The sequence below is a fragment of the Pseudonocardia sp. DSM 110487 genome, assembly GCF_019468565.1.
Classification (GTDB): domain Bacteria; phylum Actinomycetota; class Actinomycetes; order Mycobacteriales; family Pseudonocardiaceae; genus Pseudonocardia.
The window spans coordinates 285,931-306,254 of the sequence record NZ_CP080521.1 but is presented as its reverse complement, the minus strand read 5'-3'; the positions used below and the strand labels follow the sequence as shown (position 1 = coordinate 306,254).

Sequence of the window (20,324 nt, the reverse complement as noted above, 5' to 3'; positions counted from 1 at the left end):
GGATCATGACCGGATCCGAACCGAAGCCGCAGAACTGGTCCATCGACGAGCGCGAGTACGCGCGGCACGAGTCGAGGCGGGGGCGGCGGTTCGCCTACGAGGTTCTCGATCCGGCGCACACCGCCCTCGTCGTGGTGGACATGGTGCGGTTCTTCGCCGACGCAGGCCCCCACTTCCGCGGGATCGTGCCGAACATCAACGCCCTCGCCGGTACCCTGCGGACAGCAGGCGGGACTGTGGCCTGGGTGCTGCCCGAGGTCGGCCCGCCGTCGGAGTGGGCCATCGGCTTCTACGGGCTCGCGGTCGCCACGATGTACGCCGCGTCCGGCGGCACCGGTTCAAGGGATGAACGGCTGTTCCCCGAACTCGACGCGCGGGCGGACGACGTGTGGGCCGAGAAGTCGGCGGCCAGCGCGTTCTTCCCGGGCCGGTCGACGCTCCCCGCGTCGCTCGCGGAGCGGAACGTAGACACGGTGCTGATCACCGGCAACGTCACGAGCGTCTGCTGCGAGTCGACCGCGCGGGACGCCGCCACGCTCGGCTACCGGGTCGTGTTCATCGCGGACGGCACGGCCGATGTGCGGGATTCGGCGCGCAACGCGACGCTGCGGACCATCCACCGCAGCTTCGGCGACGTGCGCCCCACGGCCGAGGTGCTCACCATGCTCCCCTGACCAGCGGATTTCACGAACGCGGCAGACCTTCCGATGCGGCGTTCCCGATGATCTGCCCATGACCCACCCACCGGCCACCGGACGGGACCTGCGCGCCGCGCGAGACACGCTCCCGGTGGCGCTGAGCGTCGCGCCGTTCGGGCTCGTGATCGGGGCGACCGCCACCCAGCTCGGGGTGCCGCCCCTTGCCGACATGGCCGCGGCGGCCACCGTGTTCGCGGGCGCCGCGCACTTCGCGCCGCTGACGATGGTCGCCGCGGGCGCGGGCGTGCTCACCGCGCTGCTCGTGGCCGTCGCGGGAGCCCCGCTGCCCGGCGGCGTCGGGGTGATCGCCGGGATCGGCGCCGGGATCGCGGCAGGCGCCCTGCTCGACCGGATGCCGTCGTGAGCCCCGTGACGATCGTCGCCACCCTGTTCGCGGTGGGCGCCGTCTCCTGGGTCCTCCGCGTCACGCCCATCGCCCTCCTGCCCACCGCGCGGCTCCCGGCGGCGGCGCACCGGTTGCTCGACCATGCGGCACCGGCGGCCATCGCCGCGATGGTGGGAGCCGGGATCGCGGGCGGCGCGGCCCTGCCCGACCTCGGGCCCCGGCTGCCGGTACTGCTCGGTGCGGTCGTGGCCGCGGTGATCGCGTGGCGACGTCGGGGCCTCGTCCTGCCGGTCGGGGCGGGGCTGGTGGTGGTCGTCGCTCTCGCCGCTCTGTGAGAGCGCTGGCGTGCGAGCGCCATGACAGTCCGGTGAAAGCGGTTGGGGGCACCTTTTCGAGGCGCCAGGCGAACCTCGATGCCACCTCGGGCGTCTTACAGCTCGGAAAGGTTGGAACCCATGAATGCACTGAGATTGACCGGACGCGACCGGGCGCTACTGCGCGCGGTGGCCGCCGGTCGCTGTGACATCGCCCCCGCTGGCATCCCGAATCTGCGCGTTGACGGCCGGTGGTTCTGCGACCAGCCGCGCGCCCACGCCCTCCTCGCGGCCGGGCTGCTGGCCCGCGCCGGCGGCACGACCCTGCTCACCGCGGCCGGCCGGGCCGCACTCGACGACGCGTACGAACACGCTGCGGCCTGACGGCCCTGGTTCCGCGGGTCACACCGGGGCAGACTGTCCCGGGCGGTGGCGCGCGGATGACGGTGGAGTTCCGGCTGCTCGGCGACGTCGAGGTGGGTCTCGACGGGCGCCCGCTCGACACCGGCCACATCCGGCAGCGGACCGTGCTCGCCGCACTGCTCGTCGACGTAGGACGGCCGGTCCCCGCCGACCAGCTCGTCGACCGGGTGTGGGCCGACCGCCCTCCGTACCGGGCTCGCAACGCGCTGTCCGCCTACGTGTCGCGGCTGCGCGGGGTGCTGGGCCGCCTCGACGGGGTGCGGATCACCCGGGGCGCCGGCGGCTACCTCCTCGCGGCCGACCCGCTGACGGTGGACCTGCACCTGTTCCGGCACTTGGTCTCCCGTGCGCGGGAGACCGAGCAACCGGCGGAAGCAGCCGCGCTCTACGCCCGGGCCCTCGACCTGTGGCGGGGTGATCCCTTCCCCACGGTCGACGTGCCGTGGTTCGCCGATCTACGCACCGCGCTGGAGGCCGAGCGGCTCGCCGCCACCCTGGATCGCAACGACGCGGCCCTCCGCGCCGGCCGGCACGCCGACCTGCTCGGCGAGATCACCACCGCGGCAAGCACCCACCCGCTCGACGAGCGCCTGGCCGGTCAGCTCATGCTCGCCCAGTACCGCAGTGGCCGTCAGTCCGACGCACTCGCCACCTACCAGCGGATCCGCCGCCGCCTCGTCGAGGAGCTCGGCAGCGAACCGGGCCATGATCTACGCAACGTGCACCAGAAGATCCTCGACGCCGACGTTCCGGCCGTGCCTCCTCGCGCCGGGCGGCCGCGCGGCAACCTCGAGCGGCGCACGACCCGCTTCCTCGGCCGGGACGACGACGTGCGGCGGGTCGCGGCCGCCGTGCGCGACGGCCCGCTGGTCACCCTCACCGGCGTCGGCGGGGTCGGCAAGACGCGGCTCGCCATTGAGGCCGCCCGCGAGGCCGGGCCGCGGTTCCCCGACGGGGTGTGGATGTGCGAGCTCGCCCCGCTGTCCGACGGCGGCGCTGTGGGCCATGCCGTGGCCGCCGCCCTCGGCGTGCAGCAACAGCACGGGCTGGGGATCGAGCAGACGATCACCGAGTACCTCGACGGTCGCCGCCTCCTGCTCGTGGTGGACAACTGCGAACACGTCCTGGACGCGGCGGCCCGGCTCGTCGACCGGATCGTGCGGCACTGCGCGTCGGTGGCGGTGCTCGTCACCAGCCGGGAGCCGCTCGGCGTCGAAGGCGAGCGGATCCACCCGGTACATCCGCTCCCCGATACCGCCGCGGCGGCGCTGTTCGCCGACCGTGCACGGGCGCATCGACCGGAGTTCGGCCTGGATCCCGAGACCGCGGACGCCGTGGCCGAGATCTGTAGGCGGCTCGACGGGCTCCCCCTCGCCATCGAACTGGCGGCCGCCCGGATCCGCGCGATGTCGGCGACCGAGCTCGCCCGGCACCTCGACACCTCGCGGCTGGTGCACCCGACGCGCGGCGCCGCGCCCCGGCACCAGAGCCTCGTCGCCGCCGTCGGCTGGTCCTACCGCCTGCTCTCCGACGCGGAACGGGCGCTGTTCACCCGGCTGTCGCTGTTCGCGGGCGGGTTCGACCTCGACGCCGCCCACGGCGTCTGCGCGGACCAGGGCACCACCGTGGAGGACACCCTCGACCTGCTGATCGGGCTCGTCGACAAGTCCATGGTCATCGCCCGCGACGGGCCCGGCCGGTCCCGCTACCGGGTTCTCGAGACGCTGCGCGCGTACGGGCGCGAGCGCCTCGACGAGGCAGGCGCGTCCGATCGCATCGCGCGGCGGCATGCCGCCTACTTCACCGCCCTCGCCGAGCGGGGCGCCATTGCGGTGCAGGGCGCCGAGGAACGGAGCTGGGTGGAACGGGTGCTGCCCGACTACGACAACCTCCGCGCCGCGTTCGAGCGCGCGGTCGCCGAGCGGGACGCGGACCTCGCGCTGCGGCTGGTCACGTCGCTTCCCGAGCTCGCCCACCTGCGGGTCGGCTACGAGTCGGCGAGCTGGGCCGAGCGAACGCTCGACATGGCGGATCCGGAGCACGCGCTGTTCGCCGCGGCGGTCGGCGCGGCCGCGCGCGGGGCCTGGAACGGCGGCGACTTCGCCCGCGCACGGGCGCTCGCCGCTCGCGCCGACGGAAGGATTCCGGGGCGCGGCACCGGCCGCGTGGCGTATCCCGGCGACGTGCTCGCCGACGTGGACCTGTACGCGGGCCACGCCGATGTGGCCCTGCTGCACTACGGCGCCGAGGTGGAGCGGGCACGCCGCGACGACGACCCGATCCGGCTGGTGTGGACCCTCTACTACGTCGCGGTGTGCCACGCCGTCCTCCGCACCCCGGAGCGAGGGCTGCCCGCCGCACAGGAGGCGGTGCTGGTGGCCCGCCCGACCGCCAACCCGACTGCGCAGTCGATGGCCAGGTACGCGCTCGGCCTCGTGCTCAAGAAGTCCGAACCGGAACGTGCGCTCGCGCTGTTCGACGAAGCGGGCGAGCTCGCCGCCTCGGTGCGCAACTTCTGGTGGCACGGCATCGCGTTGATGGAGGGCGCCGCCACCCGGGCCGTGCACGCCGATCCGGAGCGGGCGTGCCGGGACTTCCTCGACGTGCTCGAGCACTGGGAGCGGGTCGGCGACTGGAGCCAGCAGTGGATCGCCCTGCGGTACGTGGTGCGCCTGCTGGCCCGCCGACGCGCCGTCGCGGATGCCGTGACGCTGCACTCCGCGCTCGCCGCGGCGGGCAGGTCGTCCCCGCTGGACGCGGCGCGCCTCGCCGGGTTCGCGCGCGACCTCGGGGAAGGGCGGTACGCCGCGGCCGAGTCGGCCGGTGCGGCGCTCTCCGGCTCCGCGGTGGTCGCGCATGCGCGGGCCGCCCTCTCGAGCTGCTGCTGATCACGCTCCTCACCAGGGGATTTCACGACGGCCGAATCAGCGCCGATGCGGCGGGGCCCACGCTTCCCGGCACCTGATCCGACACCTGCGGAGGACGACATGACCACCACCGACACGACCACCACCGACCGCGCGCTGAAGGCCAAGCACCGGGCGCTGTGGGCGGCTGGCGACTACCCCGCCGTGGCGTCCGAGCTGATCCCGGAGCTCGGCCCCGAGCTGGTGACGGCGGCAGGCGTCCGGGCGGGGCAGCGGGTGCTCGACGTCGCCGCGGGCTCCGGCAACGCGGCGATCCCGGCCGCAGCCACCGGCGCCGACGTCACCGCGTCCGACCTGACGCCGGAGCTCTTCGCCGCGGGCAGGCGGATCGCCGCCGAGCGGGGCGTCGACCTGACGTGGACGGAAGCGGACGCAGAGGCCCTCCCCTTCCCCGACGACACGTTCGACGTGGTGCTGTCCTGCGTGGGCGCCATGTTCGCGCCGCGGCACCAGACGGTCGCCGACGAGCTGGCCCGCGTGACCCACCCCGGTGGGACCATCGGCATGATCAACTGGACTCCCCATGGCTTCATCGGCAACCTCTTCGCGACGATCGGTCCCTACGCGCCACCGCCCCCGCCCGGCGCGACCCCGCCGCCGCGGTGGGGCGACGAGGAGCACGTCCGCGCGCTGTTCGGCGACCGCGTCACCGCGCTCGAGATGCGGCGCCAGACCGTCCGGATGGATCACCAGACCGATCCGACCGAGTTCCGGGAGTACTGGAAGCGCAACTACGGGCCCACGATCGCCGTCTACAAGTTCAACGCGGACCGCCCGGAACGGGTCACCGAACTCGACAGCGACTTCCTGCGGTTCCTCACCGCCTCGAGCGACGGAGCCGGATGGGTGGCCGAGTACCTGCTGGTCACCGCGCGGAAGCGATGAGATGACCACGACGACGGCCTCCCCGCTCGCCGCCCTCGATCAGCTCGCTCCGCGCATCGAGCAGACCAGGGCGGCGAACGCAACGCAGCGGCGGCTCCCCGACGAACTCGCCCGCGAAATGGCCGAGGCCGGGCTGTTCGCCCTGCTCGTCCCGCGCGCGCTCGGCGGGCTCGAGCTCGATCCCCTCTCGGCCGCCGACGTGGTGGAGGCGGCATCCCGGATCGACGGCTCCGCCGGATGGGCCGTCATGATCGGCACGCAGTCGGCGTGGTTCGCGGCGTTCCTGCCGCCACCGGTCGCGGAGCGCGTCATCGGGCGGCCTGCGGCGACGCTGGCCGGCGTGCTGCGACCCGGCGGCCGGGCCGTTCCCGTCGACGGCGGGTACCGGGTGAGCGGGCGATGGGGGTTCGCGAGCGGCTGCACGTACGCCGATCACCTCTACGGGACGTGCCTGGTCGAGCAGGCGGACGGGCAGCGCGAGCTGCGCCTGGTCTACGTGCCCTCCGCCGACGCGACGATCCTCGACACGTGGCGGTCGGTCGGGTTACGCGCAACCGGTAGCCACGACTTCACCGTGCGGGACGTCGCCGTCGGTGAGGAGTGGACGCTGCCGATGCCGGTGCTGGGGGACGCTCCGCACGACGGCCCGCTGTACCGCGACGGCTACCAGAACCTCGCCTTCGTCCTCCAAGCCGCGCAGGCACTCGGCGTGGCCCGCGGCTCGCTGGTCGCGTTCACCGAGCTCGCCGAGGGCACGGTGCGCTGGTTGAGCGGAGCGCCGCTGCGGGATCGGCCGATGGTCCAGATCGCGGTGGCGCGGGCCGAGGCGAAGGTCGCGTCGGCACGGGCGTGGTTGCGGGAGGCGGTCGCCGAGGTGTGGGACACGATCCTCGCGGGCGACCCACCGGACCCGCGGCAGCGGATCCGGGTGCGCCTGGCGATCACCCACGGGATCTCGACCGCGGTGGGGGTGGCCGATGTCCTGCAGCGGGTCGCGGGTGCCGCCGCGGTGCCCGAGGACCACCCGCTGCAACGGGGCTTCCAGGATCTGCGCACCGCCGCGGCACACGTCCAGGCCGCGCCGAGCATCTTCGAGATGGCAGGCGGGCTGCTCCTCGGGGCCGACGTCCCTCCGTCCGTGCTGCTGTGAACCAGAGATATCCGTCTCATCAGATGGGAGATCCATCGATTTGACCGGACATTGAGGTGCACACTGGTGGTGATGAGCAGCCCGACCGTGTCCCGTCGCTTCCCCAGCTGGGTGTTCGGCGAGGGCAGCGAACCCGACCCGCGGTTCACCCTCGCCAACGAGCGCACGTTCCTCGCGTGGATCCGCACCGGGCTCGCCCTGCTCGCCTGCGGCATCGCGCTCGAGGCCGTCGCCCTGCCGCTCCAACCCCAGCTGCGCCTCGCCGCGTCCGTCCTGTTGATCGTCCTGGGCCTGTTGACACCGCTCCAGGCGTGGTTCGCCTGGAGCCGGGACGAGCGCGCCATGCGGAACGGGCGGCCGCTCAGCGCGCCGTCGCTGATGGTGCCCCTCACGGTGGGGACGGCGATCACGGGCGTGCTTCTGCTGGCGGCGCTGCTCCTGCGATGACCGAGCGGCTCTTCGATCCCGGGCTCCAGCCGGAGCGGACCGCGCTCGCCTGGCGTCGCACCGGCCTCGCCGTGGCCGTCGGGGCGATCGCGGGCACGCGCCTGCTCGCCCCGGCGCTGGGCGCGGGAGCACTGGTGGTCGGGCTGCTCGGGCTGAGCCTGGCCGCACTGCTCCTCGTCGGTTCGACGCGGCGCGTGCGCCGGACGCAGGCGGCCCTGCTCCGGGACGGGTGCCTGACCTCCGGCCCGGGCGGGCGACTCGTCGCGGCGGTCTGCGTCGCCTGCACGTCCCTCGGGCTTGCGGCCTTGTCGGTGGTCGTCGCAGCGCACCTATAGCGCGGCGGCGTACTCCTCCAGCTCCGAGAGGTAGCGAGCACGCTGCTCGTCCGGCAGCCACGCGATCTCGAACGCGTTGCGCTCCAGCTGCACCAGCTCGGCCGGGGTGAGGTCGGCGACCCGCGCGAGCGTGAGCAGGTTCTCGCCCACGTAGCCACCGAAGTAGGCCGGGTCGTCGGAGTTGACGGTGACGCGGACGCCCTCGCGCAGCAGCCGGGCGATCACCGGGGCCTTCATGTCGCCGGTGACGAACCCGTTGGAGATCGGGCAGCAGGTGAGCCCGGTGCCCCGGTCCCGCACGATCTGCAGCAGCCCCGGGTCCTCCACGACGTTCGTGCCGTGGTCGATGCGCTCGACCTGGATGTCCTCGAGCGCCTGCCGGATGTGCTCCGTGGTGTTCTCCTGGTCGATGTCGCAGTGCATCGTGAGGTGCAGCCCCTCGCCGCGGGCCTTCGCGAAGACCTCCGCGAACTTCGCGGGCGGGTTCCCCCGCTCGTCGGAGTCGAGACCGAGGCCGAGGATCAGATCCTTGAACGGCAGCGCCGCGTCGAGCGCCTCCATCGCGCTGTCGGCGGGCAGGTCGCGGACGATGCACATGATCAGCGCACCGGCCACCCCGAGATCGCGCTCGACGTCCTGCAACGCACGGTGGTAGCCGCGGACCACGGCCTCGAACGCCACCCCGCGCCCCGTGTGCACCTGCGGGTCGAAGAACACCTCCGCGTAACGGACGTTCTGCGACGCCGCCCGCACGAGGTAGGCGTGCGCGAGCTCGTAGAAGTCCTGCTCGGTGACCAGCACGTCCATCGCCGGGTAGTAGACCGCGAGGAACGACGCCAGCGAGTCGAACCGGTAGGTGGCGCGGACCTCCTCGACCGTTCGCTGCCCGATGTCCACCCCGTTGCGCTCGGCGAGGGCGAGCTTCAGCTCCGGCTCGAGCGTCCCCTCGAGGTGCACGTGCAGCTCGCACTTGGGCAGGCCGGCGACGAACTCGCTGAGTTCCACGTCCATGCACGCATGGTGCTCCGGTGCTCCGCTCTTCGCGACCTCGTCGTTACTCGCTCTTGCTCCAGGTAGCGGACACGTCCTCGGTCTTGAGCGGGCTCTTGTACTGGACGGTGTAGTCGCCCTCCTCCTCGACCAGGAAGACCAGCGTGCCCGACTTCGACTCCCCTTCGCGCGGCATCGAGGTGCCGAAATAATCGCCGTCGGGGGTACCGGCGACGTGATTGGCCACGCTCTCACCGGACGGGCTGATCAACGAGAACGGTCCCAGGATGCGATTCGTGCTGGGGGCGCCCTTTTCCGTACTCGCTTCGATGTCGACGGCCAGCGCGATCATCCCCTCCTCGGAGGCGTCGTGGTCGACCTCGCGAGGCTCGTCCACCTTGACCGTGAATTTGGAGCTACCGCTGTTCTGCTCGAGGGTGACCTCCTCGCCATAGGCGACATCGGTGCCCCCGCCGAACATGCCGTTGTCCGCGCAGCCGGCGGTCAAGGCCAGTACGACCACGATGCCACCGATGACGGCAACAGGCTTCTTCGACATTGACAACTTTCCCTTTCGATTCCGTCCGCCTTGCACGAGCGATCGCGCCGGTCGGCATGACGCGGCAACCCTACGGAGAGACACGCCCCGTGTTGTCGGGCGAACACCCGACAACCTGACGTGGTCATCTCCAGGTGCCCCCGCTCCGCGACGTCTGTCGGGTGTTCGCCCGGCACCAACCGCGGACCTGCCTGAATACCGTCCCGACACGTTGGGACGGCGGCGAGACGAGGACCGAACTCATGCCCGACGGGCATTCCACGACAGTGCAACGATGCGCCCTTCCGGGGTGCGGCGAGACCATCGTTCAACCCGAGTGCGGCGGCACACGCCAGGCCTATTGCTCACCCGACCACCGGGTGACGGCGCGCAAGCTGCGAAGAATCGCCCGCTTCGACTCGGACGAGCAGCAGCCCCTTCCCCGGGCACACCGGCAGGCGCACTGGCTCACCGACCCGTTCTCGATCCCGTCGGAACACCTGTCGCGGTAGGCGCAGCGCGTTCGTTGAGTGGCCGGCGCTCCGTCCGGACCGGCGGACCGTGCTCACGGTCAGCACCCGCGGGCGATGACCGCCGGTGCCGATCACCCCGGAAACCCGATCGCCGGGCGATGCACAGTGGCACCGCCCGGCGAACGAGGACCGCGAGAACGCTCCCCGCGTTCTTACGCGATCTTTTTCCCGAACAAATTTCGCCGCTTCCAGCCTCCTCGAGTTCCCCTCGTTGCTGCGGCACGAACAATGCGGAGCGGACGATACTGCCGCGCTCTGCCGCGCACTGTCAGGCGAACACCTGACAGCAAGCCACCGATCGGCCCAACGGGTAGGTTGCCGAATTCGAGTGGCGTCACCGCAGCGAAACGATTGAAGGGTTCTTCGTGAGTTCTTCCCGCCCCGCGATTCCGGCAGAGCGTCCGATGCGAGAACCCGACACCGAGCCCATCAACGTCGTCCACCGGCAACCGGTCCGGCGGGTGAGCCTCGGCGTACTGACCGGGGTCAGTCTCTGGCGGCTGGTCATCGTCGCGAGCGCGCTGTACGGCTTCACCGACGCCACCGGCTGGAGCGAGAACCTCGAAGGCCTGAGCCAGCAGGCAAGCCTGCTGACCGGCGTCGTCTACTTCGGGCTGCTGATCTACCCCGCCTTCACCGGCGGAACCCGGCACGAGCCGAGCTCGCCGTGGCTGCGCGGCGCCACGACGGTGCTCCTCCTGCTGGTCGCGGGCACGTTCTTCGGGATCATGGGCGGCGACTTCGACTACCTGCCGTTCGAGCACGTCTACACGCCGCTGCTCGTGCTCGTCGATTGGATCGCGGTCGGGCGCAACCAGCGGGCCGTCCGGTGGTGGCACCCGTTGACCTGGGTCGCCTTCCCGCTGGCCTACCTGGCGTTCTTCCTCGGCGCCGGGGTCTACCGCTCCCTCTACGAGTTCCTCGACCCGCGCGAGGACGGGTTCGCTGTCATGATCGCCGGGTTGCTGGTGGGCGTGATCGCGGTCGGCTACCTGCTGTACGGGATCGGCAGGCTCAGGGACATCCTGGGAGGCGCAGACCGTCGGCCGGCACCTCCACCGGTCCTCACGAAGCCCGCGCCCCCGTGGCGGCTGATCGTCGCGGCGTCGGTGGGTGCACTGCTGGTGGCCGTCGGCACTGGGGCCGGGCTGGTCTGGTCCGCGGACGGCGGAGGTTCCGGAGCGCGCGCTGCCCAGGACTGGGCCGCCGCGGTCGACGAGGTCGGGGCCGCGAGGGAGCTGTGGCGGACCACGCAGGGCGCCGCGCCCAACGCGCAGCCGGCCCGGGACCACTGGGTGACCGACACCCATCTCGTGCGGCGGTTGCCGGGTCGCGTCGTCGCACACGACCTGAACACCGGTGACGTGGCCTGGGAGGTCCCCCTGTCCGGCGACGCATCGGATGACTGCCCCTCGTCACAGCAGCAGTCCGGCAGCCGGGTGGCGCTGCTGCGTGGCCCCGGAGGCGACGCGAGCACCTGCGACGAGGTCACGGTGCTCGACATCGGCACCGGAAAGGAAGTGTTCACCGCCGACCTCCCGCCCATCGACGGCAAACCGGTCACTGTGTCCGACGTCCCGGTGGTATCCGGGGAGTTCGTGCTGGTCAGCAGCCCAACGGGCGGTCACCTGGTCAATGCCGCCACGGGCCGGCACGTGCCGGTCGCCGACGAGGGACAGTGCCGCGAGGACGCGTACGCGGCCTTCGGCGAACTGCTGCTGGCGCGCGTGAACTGCCGCGAGCGACCGGGCAGCGACCCCATCCTCACCGGGCTACGGGCCTACAACGGCGAACTCGACAAGGTGTGGACCTGGCAAGCTCCCGAGGAGGGCGCCAAGAAGCCACTCGCGATCCGCAACGTGCTCTCCGCCGAACCGCTCGTGGTCGACGTCTACCGGAAGAGCACCGACACCGTCGAGACGCTGCGGGTGAACCGCGAGACGAACGAGTCGGTCACCCTCCTCACCCGGCATTTCACCTTGCGCGACGGCAATCCATATCTCTCCCCCTGCGACGAGCGCGGGATCGCGCACTGCCAGCAGGTCCGGATCGCCGACGGCAAGCTGATCCTCACCACCGTCCCCGAGCAGATGAACCCCGGCTCCCCGGGCGCGTACCCCGGTATGGAGAGCACCGAGTTCCGCAACGAACTGATGGCCCTCGACCTCGAGACGGGCAATGAGGCGTGGCGCACCGGGATGGTCGACGGGCGTGCGCTGCACCTCGTACAGACGACCGACGGGAGCGTCGTGGCCTACCAGTCGGCCAACGCCAACGACGTCCACGGTCTGCTCCTCTCGGTGGACGCCGCCACCGGCGCACTGAAGCCGTTGCTGCCCATCGGAACCGACGCCCACGAGGACGACGAGCTGTCCGACCACGTCCGGAGCGGGCTGTTCGGCGGCGACAACCAGCAGGCAGTGTGGACGGGCGGGCGCTTCCTCATCTTCCGGACCCTCTACTACACCTCGAACATCAGTCAGGCGGAGATGGTGGCCTTCGCAGTTCCCCGATGAAGGTGCACCCGTCGACGGATAGCGGCGGCCGAATCGGGTGCTTGGTCGACTCACACATCGACTTCGGTGCTCCGCCGCGGTCGGGTGTGATCGTCTGGTCACCGACTTGCGACCAGCCACCGACCCACCGGTGTGCTCACGTCGACCACGGTGACCGGCCGGCCGGGAGCGAAGCGCAGCACCGGTTCCCGTCCCGGCAGGTGCGCGGAAATGGGCTCGCCACTTCAGCAGGCCGAGCCAGAGCCCCACCGCTACGGTTGTCGCCGTCCCGATCGACGCTGCTGCCGGCAGGTGCGCCGCGAACCAGGACGGGTCGGCAGCCACGGGGGCGGCGAGACCACCCAGTAGGTCGCTCGCCATCGCGGCGGCCGGTGCGGTGAGGGAGTCCACCGCGATCAGGACGGCGAGCGCGACCGCTGTCGCCACCGCGAACACGACCACGCGCACAACCGCACGCCACACCGTGGTCGGCGACCACAGGATCGACCCCTCAAGCCGGTTCCGCCAGCCGACCGCCAAGTCCGCCGCCCGGGCACCGGCGGCGACGACCGTGCCGTCGGAGCGGAGAACGACGGTGGCGCTTGTTCCGACGTACCGGAAGGTCATACCTCCCGCCTCGCGCCTGATCGTCGGGATCTTCACCGGATTGCGGACGGCGGCGCGGATCGCCACCTCGGGAACGGAGATGCCGCCTGGGATGCGGCCGCTGACCTCCCGCGGCCGGATCGGTACCTCGTCCCCCCGCCCGATGATGATCAGCACGGTGGATGTGAGCGCCGGGGAGTCCTCGCGCAGATAGCTGCGGTGGGTTCGGCCCGGCCGGAAGCCGCCACCGGTGCCGGCGTCGAAGACCTGCGCCTCGAACGCGGGATCCACCGGGTTGATGCCGTGCCACCGCCGCGGGATCCACGGCACTGGATCCCGATCCGCGGCGGCGGCCCACACTCGCTCCGGGGGCAGGTTGAGGTCGGATGCGTGCTCGGCGGTGGTGCCGGGGCTTCCGTGGAAGATCAGGTCGTCGACGGGAAGGCCCACGGTCCGCGCGGCGTACCCGCCCACCACCGTCCCGTAGCTCTGCACGAACACCGTCACGTGGGCCGGCGGTCCGCGACGGCTCGCGCGCAGGCCGCCGAGGAAGGCCCGTAGCCGCGGCGCCGCTGTCCGCGCCCACGAGTCCGACGCGGCACCTGGAATTGACTGCGGCATGTCGTAGCCCCACCACGCGACGAACGCGATGTCGGTCTCACCGAGGTGCTCCGCCTCCCGCCGCACGATCTCGGCATGCTCGATACCCACATGGATCCGGGCGAGCTTCTGCGTCATGCCTGGCACGTAGACGGCAATGTGCGCCGCGGCGTCGACTTCGCCGAACGCGAGGACGGCGTGACCGTGGCCCTCGATGTCGAAATAGAGCAGGTACGCCCGAGGCAGGTCGGTGCGGTCCAGACGAGCGCGGACGTCCCGGATCCCCGTGAGCTTGCCCTCGATCTCGGCCCGCTGCCGCCGGCCCTCTCGTCCCTTGCGCACCGCCTCGAGCGCCGCGCGCAGCTCGGCCTCGGCGCGGTCGAGGACCCGAAGGTTGGCCTCGTGGAGATCCGCGGGAAGAAGCCCGTCGAGGGCGCCAAACTGTTCCGGGTGGTGCTGGATCAGGTACCCCTGCCCGGCGGAACCGAGTCCCGCCCACCACCGCGCGACCTCCGCAGGCGAAGCTCCGGGCGGCAGGCCGGGCAGGACCGGCCGACCGGCGACCGGCGGCGCAACCGCGTGCGGCGTGTCGTGCGCGGCAGCTCCGGCCCGATGGTCGCTGACCGGTGTCGTCGCGGGGCCGGCTTCGGTGATGCGACCGGCGTTGGCCGCCTCGCCGCGGGCGTCGACCAGCGCGGCGGCGAGGACGTTGGCGTGGTCATCGTGGCCCAGCCCGCGCAGCTGCCTGCGGCCGTCGACGTGGAACTGCGCCTCGTGCGCCAGCAGCTCCCGCCACCAGGCTTTGGTGAGCCGACCCGCGGCCAGGTGCCCGGCGATCTCGTCGAGCCGCGCCTTGCTCGTCACGATCATGCCCCGCTCGGCGCCCGAACCCGCCGGGCCGCGCCGACCGAAGGCCACCAGCCTGGACAGCACCTCGTCCAGCCGGGCGCGCTCGTCGCTGGTCAGCAGCGTCGCCAGCTCCGGCCGCAACGCCTCGATGTCCAAGCCGAAGATGGGCGCGGTACCGGGCGGGCCGCGCGGCAGCCGCACGCCCAGCTCGCGCGGCGACTTCAGGTGCGGGGCCAGCTTCGCCAGCACCGTCCGGAGGAATTCGGTGTCCGCGTCGTCCCAGTGGCCGATGGCGACCGGGCCGTCGTGGACGCCCGGCGGCGCCCACCGGTCGAACGTGCGGGTGTGCAGACTCGGCAATTCGGGGGTGCTGCGGAACAGATCGGCATAGATCTCATCCGCCGCGCCATCGGCCGGCAGGGTGACGGTGAGGGTGATCTGGCCTTCGTGCGGGGTCGGTAGCCGTAGCCATGACGCGCGGTAGATCCCCTCGGAGGCGTGCGGGGCGAGTAGCGGCCGGTCAAGTTCGGTGGCCCAGCGCGCCAGATACTCCGTGACCGCCCTGTCGGCGTTGACACTGGCGCCGACGGCGTAGGGGTGGCTCAGCGGCAGGATGCCCTGGTCGGTGAGGAACACCTGCATGACCGCCAGCCGCTCGCCCCGGCGGCCCTCCGGCAGCCGCCGCCAGACGCCGATGACGGCGAGCCGGGGGTGCAGCAGGTAGGTCTGGGTGTGATGGCGGTTCCTGCCGCGAGCGCAGTCCAGGCAGCCGCCGTCGAGGTCGGGATAGCCCAGGTGCAGGATTTCCACCGGGCTGTGCACGACGCCGATCAGCACCTCGGTCTCCTGGTTGCCGACCCGGGCGCTGCCGATCAGGTCGGTGGCAGCGAGGTCACGGGCCACAACGGACGGATAGCGTCCGAGCCGACCGGTGATCCACCTTTGCCACTGCGCCCAGAACGCCTCGGTCGCCGCCGCCGCGTCACCGGTGCGCTGCCAGGCCTCCAGGTAGCGGGCGAACATCGCGGTCAGCTCTGGGCGCCGCACCGGCTGGCGGTACTGCACCAACGCCCGGAACAGCTCGGTTCCAGGCGGGACGTTCAGTGGCCGGTTGCGGTCCAGCTCGGCGCCGAGCAGCGCGTCGAGCTGCTGCTCGATGATCCCCAGCAGCTGACCGGCGGCCTCGGTGAGGGCCGCGGCCCTCTTGGGCGGGGCCCGGGCCTGAACCGTCCGCGGCAGGTTCGACACCACGGCATCCGGTTGTCTCGACTGCCCCAACTCGGTGAGCACCGGCACGGCGACCACCAGGGCGTCGAGTACGCCCAACCAGGCTTTGAGGTACCCACCACGCAGCGGACCGCTCTCGACCAGGGGGATCATCGCCTCGACCGGGTCCAGGTAGTGCGCGAGCTCGGGGTTGGTGTACCACTCGGCGACGTTCATCAGCTGACGCTCTGCGCGCAGCTTTCTGGGCAGCTCGGCCAACCACCAGCCCCGCTCGCCCGCCGCCGCAGCGGCCAGCGCCATCGCGAGCTTCTCATCACGCGTTGATCGCTTGCCCCACCAAGTGACCAGCCACTGAGGAGCGACATCTTCGGTGTTCAGCGCGGTGGCCACCCATCCGGGACCGTCGCGGGTGAGGAACTCCCAGTCACCGTCTGGGGTGAATGGACGCCCATGCGCCGCCACCAACGCCCGTAGCACCACCACCTGCAGAGCGCTGCGAGCTGCGCGCGGTGTCGCGGCGATCTCGGCCAGCACCGGCCACGCCCGCTGCCAGAACCGCGCGGCAGGCTCCGGGCCATCCGGCCGGGTGGTGAGAATCGCCGCGACCTGGGCCAGGCGCTCGTGCTCGGCCCGTGTCGCTGCGAGCTGGGAAGCGAACCGCCGGTCCCGGGACCGCGAGAGCGTCAGCGACTCCACCGCCGCGGCCAGCTCGCTCAGCCGTGCGTCCACTGCTTCCAGCACCGGCAGCGCCAACTCCGCCCGCCCAGGCGAGCGTTCCATGGTCTCCAGGGCCCACCTGGCCTGGCTCAGCTCACGGCGGACCGACTCCAGCGCCCTCTCCCGTGCCTGGGCCCGCTGACGCTGCGGCCACCACGGCAGCGCACCCGCCATCGCCACGTCGGCCGGCTCGACTCCCGACCACACGAGCGCCACAGCGGACCCGAGCAGCAGGAGGGTGAACAGCCGCCGGCTCGTCAGCCCCGCCCGCAGCGAGCCGAGCCACCGCAGAACCTTGATCACGACTGGGGAGCCGCGGCTGCGTGGCGCCTCGATACCGGTGTTGGGACTGCCCTCGGCGGTCCCGGCTGCACCAACCCGAGTCACCTCGCGCGAGAGCGGGGCGTACTCGGGGTGATCGTTCAAGTGTGAGAGGAACGCCGACCAGTCCCCGACGTCCAACAACGACAGCCCTCGGCTGTACTCGACCGTCGCAGCGGCCAGCCCGAGCGCCGCCTGTACCTGTTGCTGGTTCAGCGAACCCGCGAAGATCCGAAGCTCGAAGGTTTGCTCGTTCCAGGTGTTGATTGCCCGGTACCGGCTGTCACCTCGCTCGCCGTATGCGTAATCCCTTGCCTTGAGCCGGTCCGAGTAGGTGAACGCCGCATACCTGTCCGAGTTCCGCCGGGCGAGTGCCGTCACCTGGTCCTTGTTGTGGTGCAGCAACAGCATCCAGCGGCGGATATGCGCCGGGGAGTCGAACGCGGCGCGGCTGATGTGGACGTGCAGCCCAACGCCGTTCGCATGGCTGCCCAACTTCTCGAGCTCGGCGAGCATTTCCCACGGAAAGTTCGCCATAGCCCAGTGGTACGACATGGGATGGGTGACGAGCTCGAAGCCATGGGTGATGGAGCCATCGCGTTTGAGGTAGCCCAGACCACCCAGGTGGTTGATGGCGAGTTCGACGGCCCTGTCATGAGAGTCCGGCTTGGTGTTGATCTCCAACTCGAGGCCGAGGTACAGCGGACCCGTTCCGTGGAACACCGGTTCCGGCTTGTATGCGTGGGGCAGCACATCCGGATGAGCATCCGGCCGCCTGCGGACGGTGAGGCTTAGCCCCCGGAACCACGGCCCCACCGCGGCGGCACTGGCGACGCCCCCGGCAAGGTCATGCCCCACCATCGCCGCGACGGCCACCACGACCCCGAGCACGGCCACCCAGCGGAGCGAGGTGAGCGTCAACCACCGCGTCAACACCGCCCAGAACAATCGCGAGACGCGCTGGACGACGCCTGGCCGAACGGAGTCCGGCGCCTGCCTTTCCATGGCCGTCGCCGCAACCTGTCCGTCGGTGGGCGGGGAAGTCCCCGACGCCGTGCGCCCAGGCCGCTGGTCGTTCGAACTGGCCTCCGGCGCCCGGACCTGCTCAGGGGCGTCAGCGTCGGTCTGTGGCATCACCTGCTGCCCCCGGTCGCTCCCGCCATCGTCCGGGTTGACCGCAGCAGATCCCGGCCCAACGACGATGACGGCGACGGTGTAGTCGTCACGACCGCCCTTGCTCCGGACAGCAGCGGCAATCTTCCTCGCAACAGTCGCGGGGTCGCTGTAGTCCTCCGGGGCGAGCAGGGCGGCGACCTCGTCCGCGGTAAGCAGGTAGCGCCACACGCCGTCCGTGATCAGCACGAGCAGACCGGCGCCCTTCACCTCGGGGTGCTGCTTGATGGTGGGTTCGGGCTGGTAGTTGCTGGCCGCCCAGCGATCCATGATCCCGCCGTCGGTGACGTCGCCGCCGCGGGAGTGGTCCTCCGTCAACGCCGTGCGGACCCCGTCCTTGTCGAGGAAGTAGGCGCGGGCCGATCCGACATGGCTGGTCCAGGTCGTGCCGGCGGCGGTGGTGTAAGCGGCCACATAGGTCACACCGGCGTGGCCGGCATTCGGGGTGTAGCGGCTGGTCATAGCGGCCAGCGCAGCGGCGTGGGCGTCACTAAGTGCCCGCTCGGGGGCACGGCCGTCGATGCGGCTGATCTCGGCGAGGAACGCCGCGGCGAACCGGGTCGCCGCCCCGTTCGAGTCGGGGTAGCTCGACAGGCCGTCGAGAACGATCCTGACCCAGTCCCCGTTGCCCAGTAGCACCTCGGCGAAGTCATCCTGGTTCACCGGGTTGCCCACGCCGGGGTGGGATATCGCCGCCATCCTGGGCGTGATCTCGACCTTGCCCGGATCACGTGGCGCGTTGACGGCCTTGTGGCTGACCCGCAGCTCATTCGCGGCGCGCTCGGCCTTCCTCATCGTCCTCCAGCCGCCGTAGTCGCGGTGGAGATCGGTGTTCCGGGCGCTCTCGTCGAGCCCGCGGTGCAGCTCCAGAAGCCGCTTCGCCTCCTCGATGGTCTGGTTCCATTCGCGATCCGACTCGTCCATCGCGGCGAGCCGCCGGCTGATGGCGCGCAACTTGGGGGTGATCGCCATCAGCGCCCGTCGAACCGGGGCTGGCAGTGGATCGGACTCCGGGGACCGCTCGAGCGCCTTGTTCGCGCCGTGCAACGCCCGGTCGATCAGGTGGGGGTAGGACCCGACCGCCTCCATCTCCTCCCGGGCCTGCTTCCGCGCCTCGGCGAGCCTGGCGTGCCTCTCCGCCCGGGTAGCGGTGGTGAGATGCAGTAGCCGGCGCGCGTCTTCCGGAAGCCCTCCGTCGGGATGGTGGTCGGCCCGGAAGTCGGTCGCCAGCCGCACCCGGAAGTAGTGCCGGTCAGCGGGGTCGAGCTTGCGTATCAAGACCCACAGTCGGACCCGGTGCTTGGCGGGCACCCACTCGCGCCGCACGCTCGTGACGACCCAGTCGATGAGGGCACGGGCGAACTGGATCGGGGTGGCGGGGCGGATCTGCTGGCGGTCGGTAAGGCGGTACTCGACCTCCTTGTGCACCAACGCCATCGCGCGCAGCAGCGGCAGGCGCTGCTCGGCCAGCTGCGCAACCGCCTCCAGCGGGTCGGTCAGCGGCTTGTTGTGGGCCTCGAACTTGAGCTTGCTCAGCTCTAGGCGGGCCCGCTTGTAGTTCTGATGCCGCGTCTTGCCCACCTTCAGGTAGAACTGAACGATCAGCTCGAGCAGCTCCTTCCGCTCCTTCAGATATTCGGTCCGGAGCTCGACACTTTTCTCGAGCTCCGTCTCGAGCTCGGCCCACGCCTGGTTCGGCTCGGGGAGATCCGCGTCCTGCCGCCCCGTGAGCTGCTTCCACAGCTGTTCGTCGACCATCCGTAGGAAATCGATGATCTCGGCATCGCCTCGAGCGCGCTTCGGCAGCATCCGCTGCAACGCCGCCGTGTCGGCGGCGAGGATCGCAGGCGCCAACCTGATCGTCTTGACGTCATGCTCGCGCCACTCCCGCTCACGCTTGCGCACCTGTGACAACGCCGCTCGGATCTCCGGCTCGTTCTCCATGCCGTCCGCCCACTCGTTCAGCGGTGAGGGGATCTTTCTCGTCATCAGGTCGATCAGCTGTCGGGCCAGCTCCTTGGCACCGTCTTCGTCGAGCGGGTGCTCCTTCAGGAACGCGCGCACGCGCGTGCGGAACTCGACGGACCGTTGATGCAGCCGGTTCCCGCGCCACCACAGCCAGCGGGTCGGCCGGTCCGGTGCGCGACGCGCACCCGTCAGGCCGTAGTAGCCGGCGCGGAACTCGTCCAGGTCACGCCATAGTTTGTTGAGCAGCCAGATCGCGGCTGCCACCAGCACGAACCGGATCACGACCGACGACGCGGAGTCGTACTCCATCACCCAGTCCGGATCCACCCAGGGCAGGGTGATCACGATTGCGGCGATCATCCCCAGCATCGGGTCGACCGCCTTGCGCCACAACAACCGGAGGTCGACGTCGGAGAACTTCCGGTAGTCCACCTCGGCCTGCAACGCATCCTCCAGCGCTTCTGGATCGCCGGCGGCCTCCGCCTTCCTCGCGTTCCGTTCGGCGACCTTCGCGCCCAGCATCCCGAACCACCTGTTGGCGTATTCGGCGAACACGGTAGGGAGCGCAGCCCCCAAAACAAGGACCCCGAGCCACGCCAAATCGATCCCTGCGCTCCACCCTCCCGACTCCAGCCCGCTGCGGATCGGGGACACACCCCAAGCCAGGATCCCGGCAGCCAGCGCCGAGGCGAATGGCTTGAACAGTCTGGTTCGACCGATGTCCTTGTTCTGCGCGATCGCTTCGCCGGCACCGAACAGGGCGGCACCGAAGAGGGATTCCA

The 20,324-nt window shown here is 71.2% G+C and carries 12 protein-coding genes and 1 pseudogene (1 of these 13 running past the window's edge); 10 read left to right on the top strand and 3 right to left on the bottom strand.

What is annotated here, in order from left to right:
- The first annotated feature begins 5 nt into the window (after nt 1-5).
- The 9 genes from K1T35_RS01100 to K1T35_RS01060 all read left to right on the top strand — a co-directional run bounded on the left by K1T35_RS01100 (nt 6) and on the right by K1T35_RS01060 (nt 7,525).
- Nucleotides 6-674 carry an isochorismatase family cysteine hydrolase gene (locus K1T35_RS01100; RefSeq protein WP_220258334.1) on the top strand — a complete coding sequence of 223 codons (669 nt, stop codon included), beginning with the start codon at nt 6-8 and terminating at the stop codon, nt 672-674.
- A gap of 58 nt (nt 675-732) precedes the next feature.
- The gene (locus K1T35_RS01095) at nt 733-1,062 is read left to right on the top strand and encodes an AzlC family ABC transporter permease (RefSeq protein ID WP_220258333.1); all 330 of its coding nucleotides are present in this window, start codon (nt 733-735) and stop codon (nt 1,060-1,062) included.
- Nucleotides 1,059-1,379 carry an AzlD domain-containing protein gene (locus tag K1T35_RS01090; RefSeq protein ID WP_220258332.1) on the top strand — a complete coding sequence of 107 codons (321 nt, stop codon included), beginning with the start codon at nt 1,059-1,061 and terminating at the stop codon, nt 1,377-1,379. The genes K1T35_RS01095 and K1T35_RS01090 overlap by 4 nt, the downstream gene beginning before the upstream one ends.
- 120 nt (nt 1,380-1,499) lie before the next feature.
- The gene (locus tag K1T35_RS01085) at nt 1,500-1,742 is read left to right on the top strand and encodes a hypothetical protein (protein ID WP_220258331.1); all 243 of its coding nucleotides are present in this window, start codon (nt 1,500-1,502) and stop codon (nt 1,740-1,742) included.
- Nucleotides 1,743-1,798: 56 nt separating this feature from the next.
- The gene (locus K1T35_RS01080) at nt 1,799-4,669 is read left to right on the top strand and encodes a BTAD domain-containing putative transcriptional regulator (protein ID WP_220258330.1); all 2,871 of its coding nucleotides are present in this window, start codon (nt 1,799-1,801) and stop codon (nt 4,667-4,669) included.
- Between the two features lie 99 nt (nt 4,670-4,768).
- Nucleotides 4,769-5,593, top strand: a complete 825-nt coding sequence (locus K1T35_RS01075) for a class I SAM-dependent methyltransferase (protein ID WP_220258329.1) — start codon at nt 4,769-4,771, stop codon at nt 5,591-5,593.
- Nucleotide 5,594: 1 nt separating this feature from the next.
- The gene (locus tag K1T35_RS01070) at nt 5,595-6,743 is read left to right on the top strand and encodes an acyl-CoA dehydrogenase family protein (RefSeq protein ID WP_220258328.1); all 1,149 of its coding nucleotides are present in this window, start codon (nt 5,595-5,597) and stop codon (nt 6,741-6,743) included.
- Nucleotides 6,744-6,815: 72 nt separating this feature from the next.
- The gene (locus K1T35_RS01065; protein WP_220258327.1) at nt 6,816-7,190 is read left to right on the top strand and encodes a YidH family protein; all 375 of its coding nucleotides are present in this window, start codon (nt 6,816-6,818) and stop codon (nt 7,188-7,190) included.
- On the top strand, nt 7,187-7,525 hold the full coding sequence (locus K1T35_RS01060; protein WP_220258326.1) for a DUF202 domain-containing protein: 339 nt from the start codon (nt 7,187-7,189) through the stop codon (nt 7,523-7,525). Before K1T35_RS01065 ends, K1T35_RS01060 begins: the two co-directional genes overlap by 4 nt.
- Here the strand turns inward: K1T35_RS01060 and add are convergent.
- Both add and K1T35_RS01050 read right to left on the bottom strand, forming a co-directional pair.
- Complete coding sequence (gene add / locus K1T35_RS01055; protein ID WP_220258325.1) at nt 7,520-8,536, bottom strand: adenosine deaminase; 1,017 nt, start codon at nt 8,534-8,536, stop codon at nt 7,520-7,522. The two genes, K1T35_RS01060 and add, sit on opposite strands and share 6 nt — an antisense overlap.
- 43 nt (nt 8,537-8,579) lie before the next feature.
- Nucleotides 8,580-9,074 (bottom strand): hypothetical protein, encoded by a 495-nt coding sequence (locus K1T35_RS01050; protein ID WP_220258324.1) that lies wholly within the window; start codon nt 9,072-9,074, stop codon nt 8,580-8,582.
- 916 nt (nt 9,075-9,990) lie between these two features.
- Here K1T35_RS01050 and K1T35_RS49685 point away from each other — a divergent pair.
- A pseudogene (locus tag K1T35_RS49685) lies at nt 9,991-11,226 on the top strand (hypothetical protein); the annotation flags it as partial.
- A 132-nt stretch (nt 11,227-11,358) separates the two neighbouring features.
- Here the strand turns inward: K1T35_RS49685 and alr are convergent.
- Nucleotides 11,359-20,324, bottom strand: partial view of an alanine racemase gene (gene alr / locus K1T35_RS01045; RefSeq protein WP_220258323.1) — the 3' portion only. It continues 26,623 nt past the right edge of the window; only the last 8,966 of its 35,589 coding nucleotides appear in the window; its start codon lies beyond the right edge, outside the window; its stop codon occupies nt 11,359-11,361.